Genomic DNA, 20,162 nt, shown 5'->3' with positions numbered 1-20,162 from the left:
CGTTAACTGATGCGATTCATTTAAATAGATCCGGGCTTTCTGAAGAGTTAAAACCTATTGGCTCATTCCTTTTTGCCGGGCCGACAGGTGTGGGTAAAACAGAAGTAACACAACAGCTTGCTAAGGCGATGGGGGTGGAGCTTTTACGTTTTGATATGTCAGAATATATGGAAAAACATACGGTTTCTCGTCTATTAGGTGCGCCTCCCGGTTATGTCGGCTATGAGCAGGCGGGGTTATTAACTGATGCGGTTGTTAAACATCCTTATGCGGTTCTGCTTTTAGATGAAATAGAAAAAGCGCACAGTGATATATACAATATTTTATTGCAAGTTATGGATCACGGTACATTAACTGATAATAATGGCCGCAAAGCGGATTTCCGAAATATTATTTTGGTGATGACAACCAATGCGGGGGTTCGCGAAACGACTAAACAAAATATTGGTTTTAAAGATCAAAAAGACTCGCATAAAGTGATGGATGAAATAAATAAACTATTTTCTCCTGAGTTTCGTAACCGTCTGGATAATATTATCTGGTTTAATCATCTTGAATTAGATGTTATTTATCAAGTGGTTGATAAATTTATTGTGCAGCTACAAGCGCAATTAGATAAAAAACAGATTTCACTAGAGGTCACTGAAACTGCGCGCAATTGGTTAGCTGAGCAAGGCTATGATCGTGCGATGGGGGCACGTCCGATGGCTCGTCTGATTCAGGAAAAACTGAAAAAACCACTTGCTAATGAGATCTTATTTGGTGAATTACAAAATGGTGGCAGTGTCACAGTTTCGTTTGATAAGCAGAAGCAGGGCATCATCTTTGATTACGCTAAAACGTTAGCATTGAGTTGATTGTTTTTATTTAGTTTTCAAAGAGCAATAAAAAACCAGCTTCAAGCTGGTTTTTTATTGCTCTTTTAAGTGTGCTTAAAAGAGTGATATTCAGTGCGCTTAAAAATTAACGAGCACGGAATACAATACGACCTTTAGATAAATCATAAGGTGTAAGTTGAACTGTTACTTTATCGCCAGTCAGAATACGGATGTAGTTTTTACGCATTTTACCTGAGATATGTGCAGTAACCATGTGACCATTTTCTAACTCTACACGGAACATTGTGTTAGGCAAGGTATCTAAGATTGTGCCTTGCATTTCAATACTATCTTCTTTTGCCATTGGCGATGGATCCTTTGTATTTTATATATACCCAAATTTATTGGGTATGGTTGTAATTTCAATCGGCGCATAATGCCAGAATTATCGAATAGGGTAAAGGATTGTTGCTTATTTATTAAGCCACTTATGGTAATTATAGCAAGTAAATAGCCAGTGAATCAAAATAGGGCAGTTTAATTAAAATTCAACCACTGCCCATCTATAAATCGCTGGTGGGGATTGAACTGCGTTTTGTAATTCATCTTCTGGCAGTTTTCAATATAGTACCCGAGATATAACCAATCAATATCAAATTCCTTGGCTAATTTTAATTGGCTTAATACGGCAAATTTTCCAAGAGAGTAGTCTCGATAATCGGGATCATAAAAACAATAAAAAGCGCTCCAGGCTTGGTTTTTTTTGCTGTTCACCTGATCTGTAACACTGACCGAAATTAACTTATCTTGATCATAAATTTCAATAAACAGCGTTTTATTCCAGGTCGATTTAATAAATCCCTCATATTGATCGGTTGACGCCGGAAACATTGGCCCGTCAGAGTGGATTTGATTGATGTAACGTTGGTACAAGTTGAAATATTGTGTTTTGGCAACTTCACTTATTTCAATACGGAATTTTTTGTTTTTATTAAACAAACGTCTCTGACTGCGTGACTTTTTAAACTGCTTAATAGAGATGCGTAGTGATTGGCAGGCTTGGCAGTGAGCGCAGTGCGGGCGATAAACTTGATCGCCACTACGACGGAAGCCGTTTGCCAGTAAAGTAGGGTAAAAATGCTGTGCATTGATTTGCGGTTCAATAAGCATAATCAGTTGCTCTTCATGATCCGCTAAATAGGAACATGGAAATGCTTTTGTGATACCGACATTTAATGAGACTGTTTGAGTGGACAAATTCTACCTATTGCTGTTGCTGGTGATAAATAAACCTTACTAAATAAGTCGGTCTTTGTTACAGTTTTATAGGAAATATTAACATTATCAAAGGATATTAAAAATGAACGTGCAAACAATAATAGAAAAAAAAATCACAGATAATGTATCGGTTGATTTCTTAAATATTGAAAATGAAAGCTATCGTCATGCTGTACCTGCAAATTCACAAACACACTTTAAAGTGATATTAGTTAGTGAAACTTTCGAGGGAATGCCGCTGATTGCACGTCACCGTTTAGTGAATAAGCTCTTAAATGAGGAATTGGCAGGGCCAATTCATGCTCTCGCTTTACATACCTATACCCCAATACAATGGCTTGAAAAAAATAGAACAGCTCCGGATTCAGGTAACTGTTTAGGTGGCGGGAAATAATAGCATTTTAATAAAAAACGCAATTTAAATACCTTAAATTTTCTGTTTTATAGGTTGGGATAATGCTCTTTTTTTAAAGAATGTTAAAAAAAAGTATTTATGTAAATTTATTTCACATAAAAATTTGAACTAGAATCACTAACCCTGCTCTTTTCATATAGTAATTTCCCCTTTTATAATGGTATTATTCGCGAGAATTTTTTAGTCTGTTTGTTATCTGGTTGTTAAATTTATTAAGCAGTCAGAAAGCTTATAATGTTTTTATGCCGCAAGGCATCTAACTTTTCTTCCCGTAAACATAGTGCAAGAGAATATGATTACTATAAAAAAAGGACTGGACCTTCCAATTTTAGGAACACCAGAGCAAGTGATTCAGGATGGTCCAACCATCACTGAAGTCGCTATACTGGGTGAAGAATATGTGGGAATGCGTCCGTCAATGGCTGTTAAAGCCGGAGACACAGTAAAAAAAGGTCAACTTCTTTTTAGTGATAAGAAGAATGCTGGCGTAAAGTTTACCGCTCCAGCGTCTGGTGTAGTTAAAGAGATTAACCGCGGTGCAAAACGAGTTCTGCAGTCAGTTGTTATTTCTGTTGAAGGTCAGGAGAGTATCTCTTTTCCAAAATATGAAAGCGCGCAGTTGGCAAGCATTGAACGCAGCGAGATTGTCGCAAACTTGGTTGAATCTGGTGCATGGACAGCGCTACGCACTCGTCCATTTAGTAAAGTGCCTGAAATTGCAGCAGTACCCGCTTCTATCTTTGTCACCGCGATGGATACCAATCCTTTGGCTGCAAATGCCGAATTAATCATCAATGAAAATCAACAAGCATTTAGCGATGGTTTAGCACTGTTATCGCAATTAACTGCGGGCAAAGTTTATGTTTGTAAAGGTGAGTCAAGCTTACCCAAGTCAACACTGGCAAATGTAGAAGAGAAGCTGTTTTCTGGTGTCCACCCGGCAGGTTTACCTGGTACTCATATTCATTTCATTGATCCAGTGTCAATCAGCAAACAGGTATGGTCAATCAATTACCAAGATGTTATTGCATTCGGGTTACTGTTTACCAGTGGTGAGCTTTATGTCAGTAAAGTTATCTCACTGGCAGGTCCTGCGGTTAAAAAACCGCGTCTATTACGCACGACAATCGGAGCATCAATTGCCCAGTTAACTGCAAATGAGTTAATTGCAGGTGAAATTCGCACAATTTCCGGTTCTGTATTATCTGGCACAACAGCAACAGCTGCTCATGCATTTTTAGGACGCTACCATAATCAGGTGTCAGCGTTAGTTGAAGGTTATGAGAAAGAGTTATTTGGCTGGGGTGTACCTGGTGGTGATAAATTCTCAGTCGCGAAGATATTTATCTCTGCATTAAATAAAGCAAAACGTTTTGCTTTTACCACTTCAACAGGTGGCAGTAGCCGCGCAATGGTACCAATCGGTCAATATGAACGTGTTATGCCGTTAGATATTTTACCAACTATGTTATTACGTGATCTCATTGTTGGTGACAGTGATGGGGCGCAAACATTAGGCTGTTTAGAGTTAGATGAAGAAGATTTGGCATTATGTACTTATGTTTGCCCTGGCAAGTATGATTACGGCTCAATCTTACGTGATAATCTAAGTAAAATTGAAAAGGAAGGCTAAGCATGAATCTTAAGCATTTACTTGAGAAAATGGAGCCGCATTTTGAAGCGGGAGGCCGTTTTGAAAAGGGCTATGCTCTGTTCGAAGCAACGGCAACCTTTTTCTATACCCCTGGACTTGTAACTAAAGGGATCACTCATGTACGTGACGGTATTGACCTTAAACGTATGATGATCTTTGTTTGGTTGGCAACTTTTCCTACTATGTTTTTCGGTATGTACAATACTGGTATTCAAGCAAACGAAGCTATTATTGGCGGGTTTTCTGCATTAGATGATTGGCGCGTAGCGATTCTAAATATCCTTGGCGTAACCATGGGATCTGGTGCCGGATTATTCGATAACCTTCTCTTTGGTGCAATGTACTTTGTTCCAATTTATGCCGTCACATTTATTGTTGGTGGTTTCTGGGAAGTATTATTTGCAACTGTACGTAAACATGAAGTCAACGAAGGTTTCTTCGTTTCTTCTGTACTGTTCGCATTAATTGTTCCTGCGACGATTCCGCTATGGCAAGTGGCTTTAGGTATTACCTTTGGTGTGGTTGTTGCTAAAGAGATCTTTGGTGGCACCGGGCGTAACTTCTTAAATCCGGCTTTAGCTGGTCGTGCATTTTTATTCTTTGCATACCCGACTGATATTTCTGGTGATGCGGTCTGGACTGCGGTAGATGGTTTCTCTGGAGCAACATCTTTAAGTGTTGCTTCACAAGGAGGCTTAGATGCAATCGCACAATCAGGTTTAACTTGGATGGATGCCTTCCTAGGCAATATGCAAGGTAGTATTGGTGAAGTGTCTACATTGGCTATTTTAATCGGTGGTGCATTTATTGTTATTACCGGTATTGCATCATGGCGAATTATTGGCGGTGTGATGATTGGTATGATTGCTATTTCAACACTGTTTAATTTTATCGGTAGTGATACCAATAATATGTTTGAACTGCCTTGGTATTGGCATTTTGTGATGGGTGGTTTTGCCTTTGGTATGGTCTTTATGGCAACGGATCCGGTATCAGCATCATTTACTGATAAAGGTAAGTGGGCGTATGGTATTTTGATTGGTGTGATGGTTGTACTTATCCGAGTTGTCAATCCAGCGTTCCCTGAAGGTATGATGCTGGCAATTTTATTTGCTAATCTGTTCGCGCCACTATTTGACTACTTTGTGGTACAAGGAAATATCAAACGGAGGTTGTCTCGTAATGTCTAATCAACAAGAAACATTCGCCAAAACAATATGGGTGGTACTAGCTGTATGTCTAGTCTGCTCAATTATTGTAGCAGGGTCTGCAGTTGGCTTACGCTCAACACAGTTAGCCAATAAAGAAAAAGACAAGCAGAGTAATATTCTTGCAGTTGCGGGTTTAGAAACCGATAAAACGATTGCTGAAATATTTGCAACTAATATTCAAACCAAGTTAGTTGATTTATCAACGGGTAATTTTGTTGAAAATATTGATGCTGCAAGCTACGACCAACGTAAGGCAGCTAAAGATCCTGCAAAAAGTATAAAACTGAGTGCAGAGCAGAATGTAGCTAAAATAGGTCGTCGTGCCAATCTTGCGACTGTTTACTTAGTATCTGATGATGATGGTCAACTGCAACGTATTATTTTACCTGTTCATGGTGCTGGTTTATGGTCAACTATGTATGCTTTTGTAGCAATCAAAGCAGATGGTAATACTATCGAAGCATTAACTTATTATGATCAAGGTGAAACTCCCGGGCTAGGTGGCGAAGTTGAGAATTCTCGCTGGCGTTCACTTTGGGCCGGTAAGCAACTTTTTGATGCACAAGGTAAACCTGCAATTAAAGTTATTAAAGGCCACGCATCTGCTGATTCAAAACATGAAATTGATGGTCTGTCTGGTGCAACGCTTACCAGTGTCGGTGTAGAGCATACATTTACGTTTTGGTTAGGCAAGCAGGGTTTTGGAACGTTTCTTAGCAAAGTTCGAGAAGGAGCGCTAAACAATGGCTAAATCAAATGAATTAAAAGCGGTATTAACATCGCCAGTTGTCAGTAATAACCCAATTGCACTGCAAATCTTGGGTGTATGTTCGGCATTAGCGGTAACAAGTACATTAGAAACTGCATTTGTTATGACGATGGCAGTAATATTTGTAACTGCGTTTTCTAATCTGTTTATCTCAATGATTCGTAACCATATTCCAAATAGTGTGCGAATCATTGTACAGATGGCAATTATTGCATCATTAGTAATCGTTGTTGACCAAGTATTAAAAGCATATGCTTTTGCTATCTCTAAACAGTTATCTGTTTATGTTGGTTTGATTATTACGAACTGTATTGTAATGGGACGTGCGGAAGCATTCGCAATGAAAAACAGACCATTCCCAAGCTTTATGGATGGTATTGGTAACGGTTTAGGTTACGGTTTCATTCTTATTCTTGTTGGCGGTTTCCGTGAGTTATTTGGTTCCGGTGCACTGTTTGGTATCGAAATTTTACCATTAACCTCGAATGGCGGTTGGTACCAAAGTAATGGTCTGTTACTGCTTCCTCCGAGTGCGTTCTTTATCATTGGTGGCCTTATTTGGGTTATTCGAACCTTTAAACCTGAACAAGTTGAGCCAAAGGAGTAATTTAAATGGAACATTATCTTAGTTTATTTGTGCGTTCTATTTTCATTGAAAATATGGCACTCGCTTTCTTCCTTGGTATGTGTACATTCCTGGCTGTTTCTAAGAAAGTTAAAACGTCAATGGGTTTGGGGGTTGCGGTTATTGTTGTACTGGGGATCTCAGTACCTGTTAACCAGATCATCTACTTTAATCTGTTAGCGCCTGGTGCATTGGCGTGGGCTGGCCTTCCTGAAGCAGATCTCAGCTTCTTAGGGTTTATCACCTTTATTGGTGTGATTGCTGCATTAGTACAAATATTGGAAATGGTGTTAGATAAATACTTTCCAGCTTTGTATCAGGCATTGGGGATTTTCCTGCCACTTATCACTGTTAACTGTGCCATTTTTGGTGGCGTAGCCTTTATGGTACAGCGTGAATATGATTTAGTTGAATCGGCTATTTACGGTATTGGTAGTGGTGTTGGTTGGACATTGGCAATTGTTGCATTAGCGGGTATCCGTGAAAAAATGAAATATTCAGACGTGCCTGATGGTTTGCGTGGATTGGGTATTACATTTGTAACGGCTGGATTAATGGCATTAGGTTTTATGTCATTCTCTGGTATTCAACTGTAATTCTTGCTCTCTTAGGTTAAATGTAATTTCGGGGGCTAAGTCCCCCTCAAAACAAGGAAAAAGTCGATGGAAATATTTCTCGGCGTTGCCATGTTTACCATTATCGTTCTTGCTTTGGTTGTTATTATTTTGGCAGCAAAAGCAAAACTGGTAAGCACAGGTGATATCACAATCTCTGTTAATGATGATGCAGATAAAAGCATCACTACACAAGCTGGTGACAAACTACTTGGCGCACTTGCAAATGCGGGTGTTTTTATCTCTTCTGCCTGTGGTGGTGGCGGTACATGTGGCCAGTGTCGCGTTAAAGTAAAATCAGGTGGTGGTGATATTCTACCGACAGAGCTTGATCATATTACTAAGCGTGAAGCTAAAGAGGGTGAGCGTTTAGCATGTCAAGTTAGTGTTAAAGAAGACATGAGTATCGAATTACCTGAAGAGATCTTTGGTGTTAAAAAGTGGGAATGTACTGTTATCTCTAACGATAACCAGGCAACCTTTATCAAAGAGCTTAAGCTGCAAATCCCTGATGGTGAATCAGTGCCGTTTAAAGCTGGTGGTTACATTCAAATTGAAGCGCCAGCTCACCATGTTAAATACAGTGATTTCGATATCGAAGAGCAATATCGTGGTGATTGGGAGCATTTTGGATTCTTTAATTTAGAATCAAAAGTGAATGATGAGACGATCCGTGCATATTCTATGGCAAACTACCCGGATGAAGCAGGATTAATCTTGCTTAATGTCCGTATCGCCACACCTCCTCCGCGCGATCTGTCATTACCCTGTGGCAAAATGTCTTCATATATATTTAACCTGAAAGAAGGTGATAAGGTCACCATTTCCGGGCCATTTGGCGAGTTCTTTGCTAAAGAGACTGAAAATGAGATGGTATTTGTTGGTGGTGGTGCCGGTATGGCGCCGATGCGCTCTCATATCTTTGATCAGTTCCGCCGTTTAAAAACTAAACGTAAAGCGAGTTTCTGGTACGGCGCGCGTTCAAAACGTGAAATGTTCTATGTGGAAGATTTTGACAGTATCGCAGCTGAAAATGAAAACTTTCAATGGCATGTTGCTTTAAGTGATCCGCAACCTGAAGATAATTGGGATGGTTACACCGGTTTTATTCATAACGTGTTATATGAGCACTATTTGCGTGATCATGAAGCACCAGAAGATTGTGAATACTACATGTGTGGTCCTCCAGTGATGAATGCGGCTGTTATTGCAATGCTTAAAGACTTAGGCGTTGAAGATGAAAATATCATGCTTGATGATTTTGGTTGATATTGATGATTAAACCATTAATTAAATGGCTAGCCCTAATCGGGCTGGCCTTTTTTGTTTCATCATGTGCTAAAACTGAGTCAAAGGTTTTGCATATTCAGGGACAAACAATGGGCACATATTATCAAGTTAAATATGTGCTATCTGCTAACCAGCAAAGTAAGGCAAGCTTGTCTATTGACGCGTTACAAGCACAGATTGATCAACGACTGGAGTTAGTAAATGATCAGATGTCGACCTACCGTGTTGATTCTGAATTATCTCGCTTTAATCAAGCTCAAGAATCGTTAATTGTGTCTGATGCAACGCGTTATGTTGTTGAGTCTTCACTAACTTTGTTTAAACAAACAGATGGTGCCTTTGATATTACCGTGGGCCCCCTAGTTAACCTTTGGGGCTTTGGTCCTGATAAAAAGCCAAATAAAGTACCTTCTGAGCAGCTGATTGCTGCAAAACGCAAAATGGTCGGTAGTCAGTACTTATCTGTCAATGCAAACAGGTTGATTAAGTCGATACCTGAGCTGTATCTGGATCTATCTTCGATAGCGAAAGGTTATGGCGTTGATGTGATTGCTGAGTATTTACAACAATTGGGCATCAATAGCTACCTTGTGGATATTGGCGGGGAGTTACGTGTTAATGGTTTTAAACCAGCTAATAAGCAATGGACTTTGGCTATTGAGCGTCCTGTAGCAGGGCAAAACGTACAACGTTTAATACATATTGGAAATAATGCGATTGCCACCTCGGGTGATTACCGTAATTATTTTGAATCTGATGGTATTCGTTATTCGCATACTATTGATCCTAAAACTGGAAAACCGATTAATCATAAATTAGTTTCAGTTACTGTGATTAATAAAAGCAGTATGCTCGCAGATGGTTTAGCTACTGCAATTACTGTGCTTGGTCCTGAAGCGGGACTGCTATTTGCCAAAAAACAGCAGATACCTGCGTTTTTATTAGTTAAAGAGGGCGATGATTTTATCGAATATTATACCTCTGAGTTTGAACCTTATTTCCTTGAGGAAAAATAATGATCTATTTTATTGCGACTTTTGTTGTTTTTTTAGTTGTGATCGTGGCAATGGCAATTGGTTATATTTTTAATAAAAAAACAATCGGAGGCAGTTGCGGCGGGCTTGCTTCTGTGGGCATTGACAAAGAGTGTGACTGTCCTGAGCCTTGTGATAATCGCAAAAAAAAGAATCAAGAAGCAGAGCGCGCTGAAAAACTAAAAAGCGAAGAGCGTATTCTTTAAGTAACTATAAAAAATGGGGATTATCCCCATTTTTTATTTTTTACTCTTTTGTAACCAACGATCTAATGCATTGGCAAATGTTTGTTTTTCTTTATCGCCAAACTTATTTGGTCCTCCACTAATCTGCCCTATACTTCGCAGCTCTTCTGCAAAATTACGCATGGCCAAGCGTTGACGAATATTCTCTTCTGTATAAAGTTCTCCGCGAGGGTTAAGAGCAGTAATACCTTTTTCTACAATTTCAGCCGCTAATGGAATATCCTGAGTTATCACTAAATCGTTTAGTTCAACATGTTGACTGATATAGTTATCAGCCACGTCAAAACCTTGAGCAACCCGTACTGTTTTAACGAGGGGCCGTGTTGGCACTGGTAAAGGACTATTGGCGACAAAAACAAGTGCTGTATCTGTGCGTTGACTCGCCCGTAGAACCATCTCTCTTACTGCCACAGGGCATGCATCTGCATCAATCCAAATTGTCATCTTTTTTCCTTGCGCTATAGATAGCCTGTAAATATAACATTTAAGATATTAGTCTGGCTGATATTTGTTAGATCAATTTTAAATTCAGATAAAGAGGGGATTTTTTTTGCAAAAAGTTTATTTTTTTATCAAATAGAAGTTGACAGCTATTTAAAGCCGTATATAATCTTTACCAGCTTGAAAGTTCGTTTTATATTTATGTACAATGTTCCGTATTATGTACCGAATCCTATACTTCATAAGTAATAGCAACACTTCTAGCCAAATGCCTTGATTTACAAGGTTAAATTACTCAAATTTAATAGGATATTATTATGTCTACAACTACTGGTACAGTAAAATGGTTCAACGAATCTAAAGGTTTTGGTTTCATCGAGCAAGAAAATGGTCCTGACGTTTTCGCACATTTCTCTGCAATCGCAAGCACTGGTTTCAAAACTCTTGCTGAAGGCCAAAAAGTACAGTTCACTGTAACTCAAGGTCAAAAAGGTCCTCAAGCAGAAAACATCGTAGCTCTTTAATATTGCTTCGATGAGCTTTAATTAGCTCATTCTGATTGAACAAGAGGGTAAGTCAATGACTTACCTTTTTTATGCCTGTAAGAAAATTCCTGATAGTTTAAATTCATATTTTACTCCGCTTTCCCCCTAATTTTGCCCTTATTTTATGTGATCTGTATTTTGTGTATAATGCACAAAATTAATGAAATATTTTAGCTGCCTGGAGAAATAAAATGCGTTTGTGTGATACCCATATCGAAGAATATTTAGATGCAGGGAAGCTAGTCATCACCCCTAGGCCACCACAATCAGCCATTTCCGGTGTTAGCGTTGATATCCGCTTAGGTAATGAATTTCGCGTGTTTAGTGAGCATACAACACCTTATATTGACCTTTCCGGTCCTAAAAATGAGGTTTCAGCGGCGCTCGATAAAGTGATGAGTGACGTGATTGTCATTAAAGAAAGTGATGCCTTCTTTCTGCATCCTGGTGAACTGGCGTTAGCCGTTACTTACGAAGATGTAACTTTACCTTCTGATATTGTTGGTTGGTTAGACGGCCGTTCTTCACTTGCTCGTTTAGGCTTAATGGTTCATGTGACCGCACATAGAATCGATCCGGGCTGGTCGGGTAAAATCGTTTTAGAGTTTTATAATAGTGGTAAATTACCACTGGCATTACGTCCTAAAATGACCATCGGTGCGTTGAATTTTGAGCTGCTATCTGCGCCGGCGGCAAGACCATATAACAAGCGTACCAACGCTAAATATCAAGAGCAGCAAGGTGCTGTCGCAAGCCGAATTAACCAGGACGGTTAATTTTAAAACAGGTTCTCTATCCTGGTTGTGAAATCCATACTTCCCTGTTTCTTTGCGATAGTGGTAAAACAACGGTAAAGGTACTGCCTTTACCGATCTCACTGCTGACTTTTAATTCTCCATTATGCTGATGAATTATTGAATAGCTAATAGATAAACCAAGCCCTGTTCCTTTACCTAGTGCCTTGGTGGTGTAAAAAGGGGTGAAAATATCATCTAATTTATCTTCCTCTATACCTGATCCCGTATCAGATACTTCAATATATAGCTTCCCCTGTTTATCATGTGCTTTGATGAAAACTACTTTTGCTTCACTGTGCTCAACTGCATCTTTTGCGTTTATTAGTAAATTAACCAATACCTGTTCTATTTGTATCTTATTACAAAAAATTGCAGGCAGTGAGGAGGGTAAGACCTGTCTTAATTCAATATTTTCTTGTTTGTACTGGTTAATGATAATATTGATAACGCTATCGAAAATATCTGCAGGCTGCTCATTACTATAATTGTTTAACTCACTATCACGGCCAAAGCTTCCAACCTGTTTTACTATTTTTTCAATCCTATCTACCTGCGATAAAATTGCATGAAAGCTCTTTTCAACGAGTTGGTAGTTTTCTTTTATTAAGTTGTCATTACATAAGTCAGCGTGAATACAGATAACTTGTAAGGGTTGGTTAATCTCATGTGCAATACCGGTCGCTATCTCTCCTAATGAAGAGAGTTTGTTGGACTGTATTAATTTTGATTTGTTGGCTTTTACATCTTTATTCACTCGTTGTAACTGTTTTTGCTGCCTGGTTATTTGTTGTTTTAACTGTTTATTGCGCAGCAGTAGATAAGCGAGTAGAGCCAGTAATATGGATGCAGATAAACCTGTATATGCAATATATTGATACAATTTGTGCTGATGATTTGACCACACCATTAATTTCCAGTTATGAGCAAAGATCGGAATAGAAAATTGTTCGTTAACTTGGTTGATAGGAACAATTTTCGGTAAGATAGAAAATATGGTAATACCATTTTCAGATAGAGAAAATGGATGATCCAGTTGGAATGTGCGTACTTGATGAGTTAACAGTTTACTTAGGTTGAATGAGACTTCTAAATAGGCAAATAATCCTTGCTTTATAAAGATCGGGATGTGTAAATAAACCGCAGTTTCATTGTTTTTTAAGGCAAAAGGCGGGCTCATAAATAGTCTATTAATTTCTAGCCTGCTGAGGCTCGTAGGTAAGTAACTGCGGTACTTTGCTTGCTGTGTTGTTTCGATTTTATTTTCAAAACTAACATAATTCTGTTCGGCAATGGTTAAACGCTTTTGCTCTGTGAAATCGTAAATTTTTATTTCGTTAATATAGGGATTCAGGCGCTTTATATTGTTTATATCTGCTATCCAACGGTTATTTATTTCAGCAATTGAATGCCAACCTTGCGCGGTTATGTGTAATTGTTCTGCGTAGCTTGTAAGCTGTTGTTGGATGTTGTGACTAATTGTTTGGCTTTCTGCGTTTACATCTTGGTGGAGTGCGTCAAGCTCTTTTTCTTGATAATGTAAGCTCACAAGATAAGTAAAAAATAAACAAATAAGAAAGACGAAAATACTATATAGATTCGATTTCAACTTAGTTCCTTATCTCTGTATAATATTAAGACTAACCAATTTATGCATAATACTTTAAAAATAATCAAATTATTTAATGCAAACTAACGTTTTAAAAAAATAACTCAAGGAATTAAGATGTCAGAGCAAGGTTTTACAACAAAGATAGTGCATTCGGACCGTTTATTAAATTTAGAATATGGCGCTGTTCATGCTCCAATCCATAATTCCGTCCCATATGGTTTTGACGATGTACAAGGTTTGATTGATGTTTTTCAAGGCCAGCCAGGTCATGCTTATGCGCGTCAATCAACGCCAACAACTGATGCCCTGCAACATAAAATTTGCCAAATGGACAATGGTTATGCAAGTTTAGTTTTTGCCTCGGGGATGGCTGCTATTGTAACCACTTTTTTAACGTTATTAAAATCAGGCGATCATCTGATTTGCAGTCGTTTTTTATTCGGTAATACCAACAGTGTTATGGGGACGCTGCAAAGCTACGGTATTGAAATAACATTAGTTGATGCGACCAATATAGACGAAGTAAAAGCAGCAAAACAAGCTAATACACGTATGGTTTTTGTTGAAACGATTGCTAACCCTGTTACACAAATTAGTGCATTGGAAGAGATTGGTGAATTTTGTGAAACTGAAAAGCTAGTTTATGTTATCGATAATACGCTGACTTCAAGTTTCCTGTTTGATGCAACAAAAGTAAAAGTCAGCTTGATTGTTACTTCGCTTTCAAAATATGTTGCAGGACACGGTAATGCGCTAGGCGGCTCTGTTACTGACAGTGGTTTGTTTGATTGGCAAACATATCCAAATATTTTTTCTGGATACCGTAAAGGTGACAGTAAAATGTGGGGCATTAACCAAATCAAGAAAAAAGGACTACGTGATATGGGCGGTTGTATGAGCTCACAAACAGCTCACCTTATTTCTGTTGGTAGTGAAACCATGGAGTTACGTATGGAGCGTCAATGTAATAACGCATTAGCGCTAGCTGAATTTTTAGAGCAGCACCCTAAAGTTGCAAAAGTTTATTACCCAGGTTTAGAAAGTCACCCACAATATGACGTTGCTAAACGTTTATTTAAGAAATTCGGTGCGATTTTAAGTTTTGATCTAATCGAAGGTGAAGATTGTTGTGAGCTGCTTAATAAATTGAATATCGTTATCAATGCAACGCATCTTGGTGATAACCGTACATTAGCTTTACCCGTTGCACCTACAATTTATGGTGAAATGGGCTTAGAAGTTCGTCAAAAAATGGGTATCAGTGAAACTATGGTTCGTTGTTCAATCGGTATTGAAAATACAGAAGATCTATTAGCCGATTTTAAACAGGCACTTGCTTAATTCAAGTTAGTAACCGTAAAAAAAAGAGACCTTGCGTCTCTTTTTTTGTTTGCGAGCATCTATGAAAAAAATAATGGCTATTTTTTTATTGTTTTATATTTCAACCTCAGTTGCTGAAGCGATCACGGATCATGAATTAAAAATAGTCGGCCGATCGTTAGCTAACTATGAATTATGCAGTGATATCTCTTCTGAATTAGAGGATAAGGCGATGTTTAATTATTACAGGGAAATGTATAACGATAGTCTGCGTGATATAAAAGCTTATCAAACAATACAGCGCGAGATCATTATTAACGAACAGCAAAAAAGTGCGATTAAACTAGCTAAAATAGACAGGAAAAATTTTGGGGAATTCTGTTTAAGCCGTTTTGATCTTTTATCCAGAAAAATGCAGGAGAAGAAGTTAGTAGGTAAATAAATGCCGTTACGATAGCAACGGCATCCATTTAATTAATAATTAAAATTCGTCATCTGATTTTTTGATTGTGCCGTAAATATTTAAGGTATTATCTTCATTACTTTTTATTTCTACTGGCACCTTAACTTCTTGTTTAGGTGTTGATTTTGGGGCTTTGGCCATTGTTGTTTTGGGTGCCTCAGCAACAGCTTCAGCGTTTTCTTTTTTCGCTTCAGCTTTTTTTACGCGAATAATATTACCCGCTAATTTGTAGCCGTTTAACGTTTTCATTGCCGTTTTTGCTTCACCTGCTTTTGGCATTTCCACAAAACCAAACCCTTTTGATTTACCTGTGGCTTTATCTAATACCAGAGCGCATGACTGTACGGTTCCATGTTCGACAAATAAGCTTTTTAATTTTTCTTCAGTTGTTGCAGTTGCGAGGTTACGTACTAGTAATTTCATGGGGCACCATTTTGATATTAAATAATTTCGAGTCGGTTATATTAACAGGTATTTATCTTTATTTCTGTTTGTTATCAACAGATGCGGATAAAAGTCAGTTTTAAAGGCTATGTTCGCTGTGTGCAGAAGAATGAGGGGGGGATAATCTTCATTTGCAAGTGGTTTGGCAATTTGCAAAATGTTACAATGTACGACTCGCTTTATAAGCAGACTAAATCTATTTGGAAAATCATATAATGGCAGACGCTAAGTTTTTAGAAGCCGTCAACAGCAGACGTACCTTCGCTATCATCTCTCACCCGGATGCGGGTAAAACAACCATCACTGAGAAAGTACTTTTATTTGGTAACGCGCTGCAAAAAGCGGGTACCGTGAAAGGTAAAAAATCGGGTCAGCATGCAAAATCAGACTGGATGGAGATGGAAAAAGAGCGTGGTATCTCTATTACAACTTCTGTTATGCAGTTTCCATATAATAATGGTTTAGTTAATCTCCTTGATACACCGGGGCATGAAGATTTCTCTGAAGATACTTACCGTACTTTAACCGCGGTTGATTCCTGTTTAATGGTTATTGACTCTGCAAAAGGTGTGGAGAAACGTACTATTAAATTAATGGAAGTTACCCGCTTACGTGATACGCCAATTATTACCTTTATGAACAAATGTGATCGTGATATTCGCGATCCAATTGATTTGATGGATGAAGTGGAAGATGTATTAAATATCGCTTGTGCACCGATAACTTGGCCAATTGGTATGGGTAAGGAGTTTAAAGGTATTTATCATCTGCTACGTGATGAAGTGATTTTATATTCATCAGGTCAAGGTCATACCATTCAGGATAGCCGCATTATTAAAGGGCTTGATAACCCTGAGCTTGATGAAGCACTGCCAGATTATGCAGAAGAATTACGTGAAGAGATGGAATTGGTATTAGGTGCATCCCATGAATTTGATCTGGAGCTGTTTTTAAAAGGTGAATTAACACCTGTTTACTTTGGTACGGCATTGGGTAATTTCGGAGTTGATCATGTGTTAGACGGCCTTGTTGAATGGGCACCAAAACCACTTTCACGCGTTGCACGACAGCGTGTTGTTGAGCCAACAGAAGAATCGTTTTCCGGTTTTATTTTTAAAATTCAAGCGAATATGGATCCAAAACATCGCGATCGCATCGCCTTTATGCGTGTTTGTTCAGGAAAATATGAAAAAGGCATGAAAATGCGTCATGTACGTACTGGAAAAATGGTCAGTATTTCTGATGCGGTTACCTTTATGGCAGGAGATCGTACTGCTGCAGAGGAAGCTTATCCTGGTGATATTATTGGTTTACATAACCATGGTACGATTCAAATTGGTGATGCTTTTACCAGCAATGAAGAGCTGAAATTTACCGGTATCCCTAACTTTGCACCGGAGCTGTTCCGTCGTATCCGTTTAAAAGATCCACTGAAACAGAAACAGTTATTAAAAGGTCTTATGCAGCTTTCTGAAGAGGGGGCCGTGCAAGTCTTTAGGCCACTGCGTAGCAATGATCTGATTGTTGGTGCGGTTGGTGTGCTACAGTTTGAGGTGGTTGTACAGCGCCTTAAATCTGAATATAAAGTTGAAGCGCTGTATGAAGGTATTAGTGTTGCCACCGCTTTATGGGTCGATAGTGATGATCCTCTTAAATTCGCAGAGTTTGAGAAAAAAGCGTACGATAATTTAGCATTAGATGGCAGTAATAACCTAACTTATGTTGCGCCAACTATGATCAACTTAAACCTTGCGATTGAACGTTACCCAGCGGTTAATTTTAGAAAAACACGCGAGCATTAACTGCAACGTTTCTTATTTCGGGCATAAATACAAGTTTGTATTTATGCCCGACTTCCTACCAGGCTTGCTGATTTTTCATCTTGAAGTAACATGGGTATTAATATACTTTTTACTGGCTCTAAGCCCTAGGTGAACAGATGTTTATTGATAGTCACTGCCATTTAGATTTTCCCTGTTTTACTGTGCAACGTGATCTACTTTTGCAGCAGCTACAGGAAAAAAAAATTACCAATATTATTATTCCCGCGACACAAAAAAGCAGTTGGAGCGCTATTCAGAAGTTATGTTTGAATCATGCGCAGTTATATTATGGGCTGGGAATTCACCCGCATTTTCTTGATAATTTCCACCAAGATGATTTTCAGGTGTTAGAGCTGTTACTTAAAAGTAGTGAAAAGCAATGTGTGGCAGTAGGGGAGATAGGTTTAGATAAATATGCCGACGCTGATTTACAGCTTCAAGAAACTGTTTTTATTAGACAATTACAACTAGCAGAAAAGTTTGATTTGCCTATTATCCTGCATGTGGTTAAAAAGCAAAGTAGGGTGCTGCAAATATTAAAAACGCAAAAATTCACTCAGGGTGGTGTATATCATGCATTCTCGGGTAGCTATGAAGTTGCCATGGAATTCATTAAACTAGGTTTCAAGTTTGGTATTGGCGCTGTGGTAACTTATCCAAATTCCACAAAAACTAAACAAACGATTAGCCGCTTACCTATTGAATCTTTATTATTAGAAACTGATGCGCCAGATATGCCGCTTTATCAGCAGCAACAAAAGTACAATTCCCCGCTTAATTTATTGACCATTTTTGAGTCATTAGCATTGTTACGAAATGAGTCTAAAAGTTGTTTAGCTACGCAACTTATTAAAAATACTAAGACCATTTTTTCCTTAAATAATGACTAATGGTCAAAATAAGCGTAGAATAATCGCCTTTTTCAAGTACAACTTCTAGCGAATATAAAGGTGATTTTTAATGGTTATATATCCAATGACAGCCAAAGGCGCAGGAATATTACGATCTGAACTCGAGCAATTAAAAACAGTGAAACGCCCTGAGATTGTTAACGCAATTGCCGAAGCGCGTGAACACGGTGATTTAAAAGAAAATGCGGAATACCATGCAGCCCGTGAGCAACAAGGTTTTTGTGAAGGTCGTATCCAAGATATCGAAGCTAAATTATCAAATGCTCAAATTATTGATGTCAGCAAACTATCCAATAACGGAAAAGTTATTTTTGGTACAACTGTAACAATTGTCAATATTGATACCGATGAAGAAGTCACTTATCGTATTGTGGGTGATGATGAAGCTAATATTAAGAAAAATTTAATTTCGGTTAGTTCACCTATTGCGCGTGGTTTAATTGGTAAAATGGTAGATGACGAAATTGCGATTGAGACTCCGGGTGGCACAATTGAATATGAAATTATTAATGTGCAATATGTTGCATAATATTTAATTAGCCCCATAAAAAAACCCAGTTGAACTGGGTTTTTTTATTTGCGCTTTGACGGAATAAAACCACTATGTGGTTAATACTCGTTGATACAACCGGCAATAACTATTTACGTGGCAGTTCAATCTTTTTATTTTCGCTTGGACGGAATAAGACCACAATATGACCAATTTTGGTGATATTAAGTGCTTCTGTCTCACGTACAATGGCATCAATGATTAATTGTTTCATTTCACGATCATCGGTCGCAATTTTAACTTTAATTAACTCGTGGAAGTTAAGTGCATTCTCAATTTCAGCGAGAACACCTTCTGTTAAGCCATTTTGACCAAGTTGTACAATAGGTTTAAGACTATGAGCAAGGCCTTTTAAGTGCTGCTTTTGTTTATTTGATAATTTCATACAAATTTCTTTCATTAAGGGTTGAAAACAGGACATTCTACCCTTAATTAATAACCTTTACTATTTTGATTGTTATTTATCCTGTTTATTCATTACAAATGATTGGATAGTGGCAATATCGAGGAACAAATTAATGGGTAAAAAAGTCAATTCGGGCGAATCTAAACCTGGCGTATTGAAAAAAAGTAGTTCGTCAAGTTCTAAACGCTGGATGCAAGAGCATGTAAATGATTTTTATGTAAAAGAAGCGAATAAAAAAGGGTTGCGTTCACGTGCTGTTTTTAAGCTTGAAGAGATCAATAATAAAGATAAATTGATTCGTTCAGGAATGACAGTGGTTGATCTTGGCGCGGCTCCGGGTAGTTGGTCACAGTGGGCTGTTGATACCGTGGGGTTAAATGGTAAAGTCATTGCCTGTGATATTTTGCCGATGGACTCAATTGCTGGTGTTGATTTTTTACAGGGGGATTTCCGTGAGGAAGCTGTCTTAGATGCTTTATTAAATCGAATTGGTGATCATAAAGTTGACGTGGTGCTTTCCGATATGGCCCCTAATATGAGCGGTAATGCCGCTATGGATCAACCTAAATCAATGTATTTAGTCGAGCTTGCTCTTGATATGTGTCGCTCTGTTTTAGTCAAAGATGGAAGTTTTATTGTTAAAGTATTTATGGGGGCTGACTTTGATGCATTTATGCTGGAAGTGCGCAAAATGTTTAAAACAGTCAAAACCCGCAAACCTGACTCCTCGCGCGCACGTTCGCGTGAAGTATATTTAGTAGCGACGGGTTTTAAACAGCAATAATGTATCTTCTAGCTATTAATAATGGCTTTTGCGATTAACTGTGTTGGTTAATTATATTTACTAGCGACAGGTTTTAAACTGCATTAATGTATCTACTCGCTTGTAGATGTGGCTAT

24 protein-coding genes are annotated in these 20,162 nt (G+C 38.3%); 18 read left to right on the top strand and 6 right to left on the bottom strand.

Features of this window, described 5'->3' with window-relative positions:
* Nucleotides 1-857, top strand: an 857-nt coding sequence (locus AC4GME_RS03250; protein WP_490379005.1) for an AAA family ATPase, incomplete at its 5' end; no start/stop codon positions are given.
* Nucleotides 858-963: 106 nt separating this feature from the next.
* Here the strand turns inward: AC4GME_RS03250 and infA are convergent.
* A complete protein-coding gene (infA, locus tag AC4GME_RS03245) occupies nucleotides 964-1,182 on the bottom strand; it encodes a translation initiation factor IF-1 (protein WP_019613018.1) in 219 nt (72 codons plus the stop codon).
* Nucleotides 1,183-1,355: 173 nt separating this feature from the next.
* The gene (locus AC4GME_RS03240) at nucleotides 1,356-2,075 is read right to left on the bottom strand and encodes an arginyltransferase (protein ID WP_490379004.1); all 720 of its coding nucleotides are present in this window, start codon (nucleotides 2,073-2,075) and stop codon (nucleotides 1,356-1,358) included.
* Between the two features lie 103 nt (nucleotides 2,076-2,178).
* Here AC4GME_RS03240 and AC4GME_RS03235 point away from each other — a divergent pair, with 103 nt between their 5' ends.
* From AC4GME_RS03235 to nqrM, 9 genes are all read left to right on the top strand, one after another.
* On the top strand, nucleotides 2,179-2,490 hold the full coding sequence (locus tag AC4GME_RS03235; RefSeq protein ID WP_490378579.1) for a BolA family protein: 312 nt from the start codon (nucleotides 2,179-2,181) through the stop codon (nucleotides 2,488-2,490).
* A 313-nt stretch (nucleotides 2,491-2,803) separates the two neighbouring features.
* Complete coding sequence (locus AC4GME_RS03230) at nucleotides 2,804-4,144, top strand: Na(+)-translocating NADH-quinone reductase subunit A (RefSeq protein ID WP_490379003.1); 1,341 nt, start codon at nucleotides 2,804-2,806, stop codon at nucleotides 4,142-4,144.
* A gap of 2 nt (nucleotides 4,145-4,146) precedes the next feature.
* A complete protein-coding gene (locus AC4GME_RS03225) occupies nucleotides 4,147-5,355 on the top strand; it encodes an NADH:ubiquinone reductase (Na(+)-transporting) subunit B (protein ID WP_490378185.1) in 1,209 nt (402 codons plus the stop codon).
* Nucleotides 5,348-6,127: a Na(+)-translocating NADH-quinone reductase subunit C gene (locus AC4GME_RS03220; protein ID WP_490378184.1), complete on the top strand. Its 780-nt coding sequence runs from the start codon at nucleotides 5,348-5,350 to the stop codon at nucleotides 6,125-6,127. Before AC4GME_RS03225 ends, AC4GME_RS03220 begins: the two co-directional genes overlap by 8 nt.
* A complete protein-coding gene (locus AC4GME_RS03215; protein WP_490378183.1) occupies nucleotides 6,120-6,752 on the top strand; it encodes an NADH:ubiquinone reductase (Na(+)-transporting) subunit D in 633 nt (210 codons plus the stop codon). The genes AC4GME_RS03220 and AC4GME_RS03215 overlap by 8 nt, the downstream gene beginning before the upstream one ends.
* A gap of 5 nt (nucleotides 6,753-6,757) precedes the next feature.
* A complete protein-coding gene (gene nqrE / locus AC4GME_RS03210; RefSeq protein ID WP_490378182.1) occupies nucleotides 6,758-7,366 on the top strand; it encodes an NADH:ubiquinone reductase (Na(+)-transporting) subunit E in 609 nt (202 codons plus the stop codon).
* Between the two features lie 66 nt (nucleotides 7,367-7,432).
* Nucleotides 7,433-8,653, top strand: coding sequence for an NADH:ubiquinone reductase (Na(+)-transporting) subunit F (gene nqrF, locus AC4GME_RS03205; RefSeq protein ID WP_490378181.1), 1,221 nt, complete (start codon nucleotides 7,433-7,435; stop codon nucleotides 8,651-8,653).
* Between the two features lie 5 nt (nucleotides 8,654-8,658).
* Nucleotides 8,659-9,690 carry an FAD:protein FMN transferase gene (locus tag AC4GME_RS03200; protein ID WP_490378180.1) on the top strand — a complete coding sequence of 344 codons (1,032 nt, stop codon included), beginning with the start codon at nucleotides 8,659-8,661 and terminating at the stop codon, nucleotides 9,688-9,690.
* On the top strand, nucleotides 9,690-9,914 hold the full coding sequence (gene nqrM, locus AC4GME_RS03195) for a (Na+)-NQR maturation NqrM (protein ID WP_490379002.1): 225 nt from the start codon (nucleotides 9,690-9,692) through the stop codon (nucleotides 9,912-9,914). Before AC4GME_RS03200 ends, nqrM begins: the two co-directional genes overlap by 1 nt.
* A gap of 33 nt (nucleotides 9,915-9,947) precedes the next feature.
* Here nqrM and AC4GME_RS03190 read toward each other — a convergent pair whose 3' ends face one another.
* Nucleotides 9,948-10,397, bottom strand: coding sequence for a YaiI/YqxD family protein (locus AC4GME_RS03190; RefSeq protein ID WP_490377650.1), 450 nt, complete (start codon nucleotides 10,395-10,397; stop codon nucleotides 9,948-9,950).
* A 314-nt stretch (nucleotides 10,398-10,711) separates the two neighbouring features.
* On the opposite strand from AC4GME_RS03190, the gene cspE reads away from it, so the two are divergent.
* Nucleotides 10,712-10,918, top strand: a complete 207-nt coding sequence (gene cspE, locus AC4GME_RS03185; RefSeq protein WP_019613006.1) for a transcription antiterminator/RNA stability regulator CspE — start codon at nucleotides 10,712-10,714, stop codon at nucleotides 10,916-10,918.
* A gap of 212 nt (nucleotides 10,919-11,130) precedes the next feature.
* Nucleotides 11,131-11,715, top strand: a complete 585-nt coding sequence (gene dcd / locus AC4GME_RS03180; protein WP_490377651.1) for a dCTP deaminase — start codon at nucleotides 11,131-11,133, stop codon at nucleotides 11,713-11,715.
* A 16-nt stretch (nucleotides 11,716-11,731) separates the two neighbouring features.
* On the opposite strand, the gene AC4GME_RS03175 is transcribed toward dcd, so the two are convergent.
* Nucleotides 11,732-13,342 (bottom strand): sensor histidine kinase, encoded by a 1,611-nt coding sequence (locus AC4GME_RS03175; RefSeq protein ID WP_490377652.1) that lies wholly within the window; start codon nucleotides 13,340-13,342, stop codon nucleotides 11,732-11,734.
* Between the two features lie 117 nt (nucleotides 13,343-13,459).
* Here AC4GME_RS03175 and AC4GME_RS03170 point away from each other — a divergent pair, with 117 nt between their 5' ends.
* Together AC4GME_RS03170 and AC4GME_RS03165 are read left to right on the top strand one after the other, a co-directional pair.
* The gene (locus AC4GME_RS03170) at nucleotides 13,460-14,686 is read left to right on the top strand and encodes a cystathionine gamma-synthase family protein (RefSeq protein ID WP_490377653.1); all 1,227 of its coding nucleotides are present in this window, start codon (nucleotides 13,460-13,462) and stop codon (nucleotides 14,684-14,686) included.
* 61 nt (nucleotides 14,687-14,747) lie between these two features.
* On the top strand, nucleotides 14,748-15,107 hold the full coding sequence (locus AC4GME_RS03165; RefSeq protein ID WP_490377654.1) for a hypothetical protein: 360 nt from the start codon (nucleotides 14,748-14,750) through the stop codon (nucleotides 15,105-15,107).
* Between the two features lie 39 nt (nucleotides 15,108-15,146).
* On the opposite strand, the gene AC4GME_RS03160 is transcribed toward AC4GME_RS03165, so the two are convergent.
* Nucleotides 15,147-15,551, bottom strand: a complete 405-nt coding sequence (locus AC4GME_RS03160) for an RNA recognition motif domain-containing protein (RefSeq protein ID WP_490377655.1) — start codon at nucleotides 15,549-15,551, stop codon at nucleotides 15,147-15,149.
* Between the two features lie 236 nt (nucleotides 15,552-15,787).
* On the opposite strand from AC4GME_RS03160, the gene prfC reads away from it, so the two are divergent.
* The 3 genes from prfC to greA all read left to right on the top strand — a co-directional run bounded on the left by prfC (nucleotide 15,788) and on the right by greA (nucleotide 18,835).
* Nucleotides 15,788-17,374 carry a peptide chain release factor 3 gene (prfC, locus tag AC4GME_RS03155; RefSeq protein WP_490377656.1) on the top strand — a complete coding sequence of 529 codons (1,587 nt, stop codon included), beginning with the start codon at nucleotides 15,788-15,790 and terminating at the stop codon, nucleotides 17,372-17,374.
* 137 nt (nucleotides 17,375-17,511) lie between these two features.
* Entirely contained in the window at nucleotides 17,512-18,285 is a 774-nt protein-coding gene (locus AC4GME_RS03150; RefSeq protein ID WP_490377657.1) for a TatD family hydrolase, read from the top strand.
* A 70-nt stretch (nucleotides 18,286-18,355) separates the two neighbouring features.
* Nucleotides 18,356-18,835, top strand: coding sequence for a transcription elongation factor GreA (greA, locus tag AC4GME_RS03145; protein ID WP_490379001.1), 480 nt, complete (start codon nucleotides 18,356-18,358; stop codon nucleotides 18,833-18,835).
* A gap of 109 nt (nucleotides 18,836-18,944) precedes the next feature.
* On the opposite strand, the gene yhbY is transcribed toward greA, so the two are convergent.
* On the bottom strand, nucleotides 18,945-19,241 hold the full coding sequence (gene yhbY / locus AC4GME_RS03140; protein ID WP_490379000.1) for a ribosome assembly RNA-binding protein YhbY: 297 nt from the start codon (nucleotides 19,239-19,241) through the stop codon (nucleotides 18,945-18,947).
* Nucleotides 19,242-19,374: 133 nt separating this feature from the next.
* Here yhbY and rlmE point away from each other — a divergent pair, with 133 nt between their 5' ends.
* Nucleotides 19,375-20,046, top strand: coding sequence for a 23S rRNA (uridine(2552)-2'-O)-methyltransferase RlmE (gene rlmE / locus AC4GME_RS03135; protein WP_490378999.1), 672 nt, complete (start codon nucleotides 19,375-19,377; stop codon nucleotides 20,044-20,046).
* Nucleotides 20,047-20,162: the final 116 nt, after the last annotated feature.

This window comes from Psychromonas sp. (assembly GCF_983033635.1).
The sequence above is the reverse complement of the archived record's forward strand: the minus strand, read 5'-3'. Positions and strand labels throughout refer to the sequence as shown.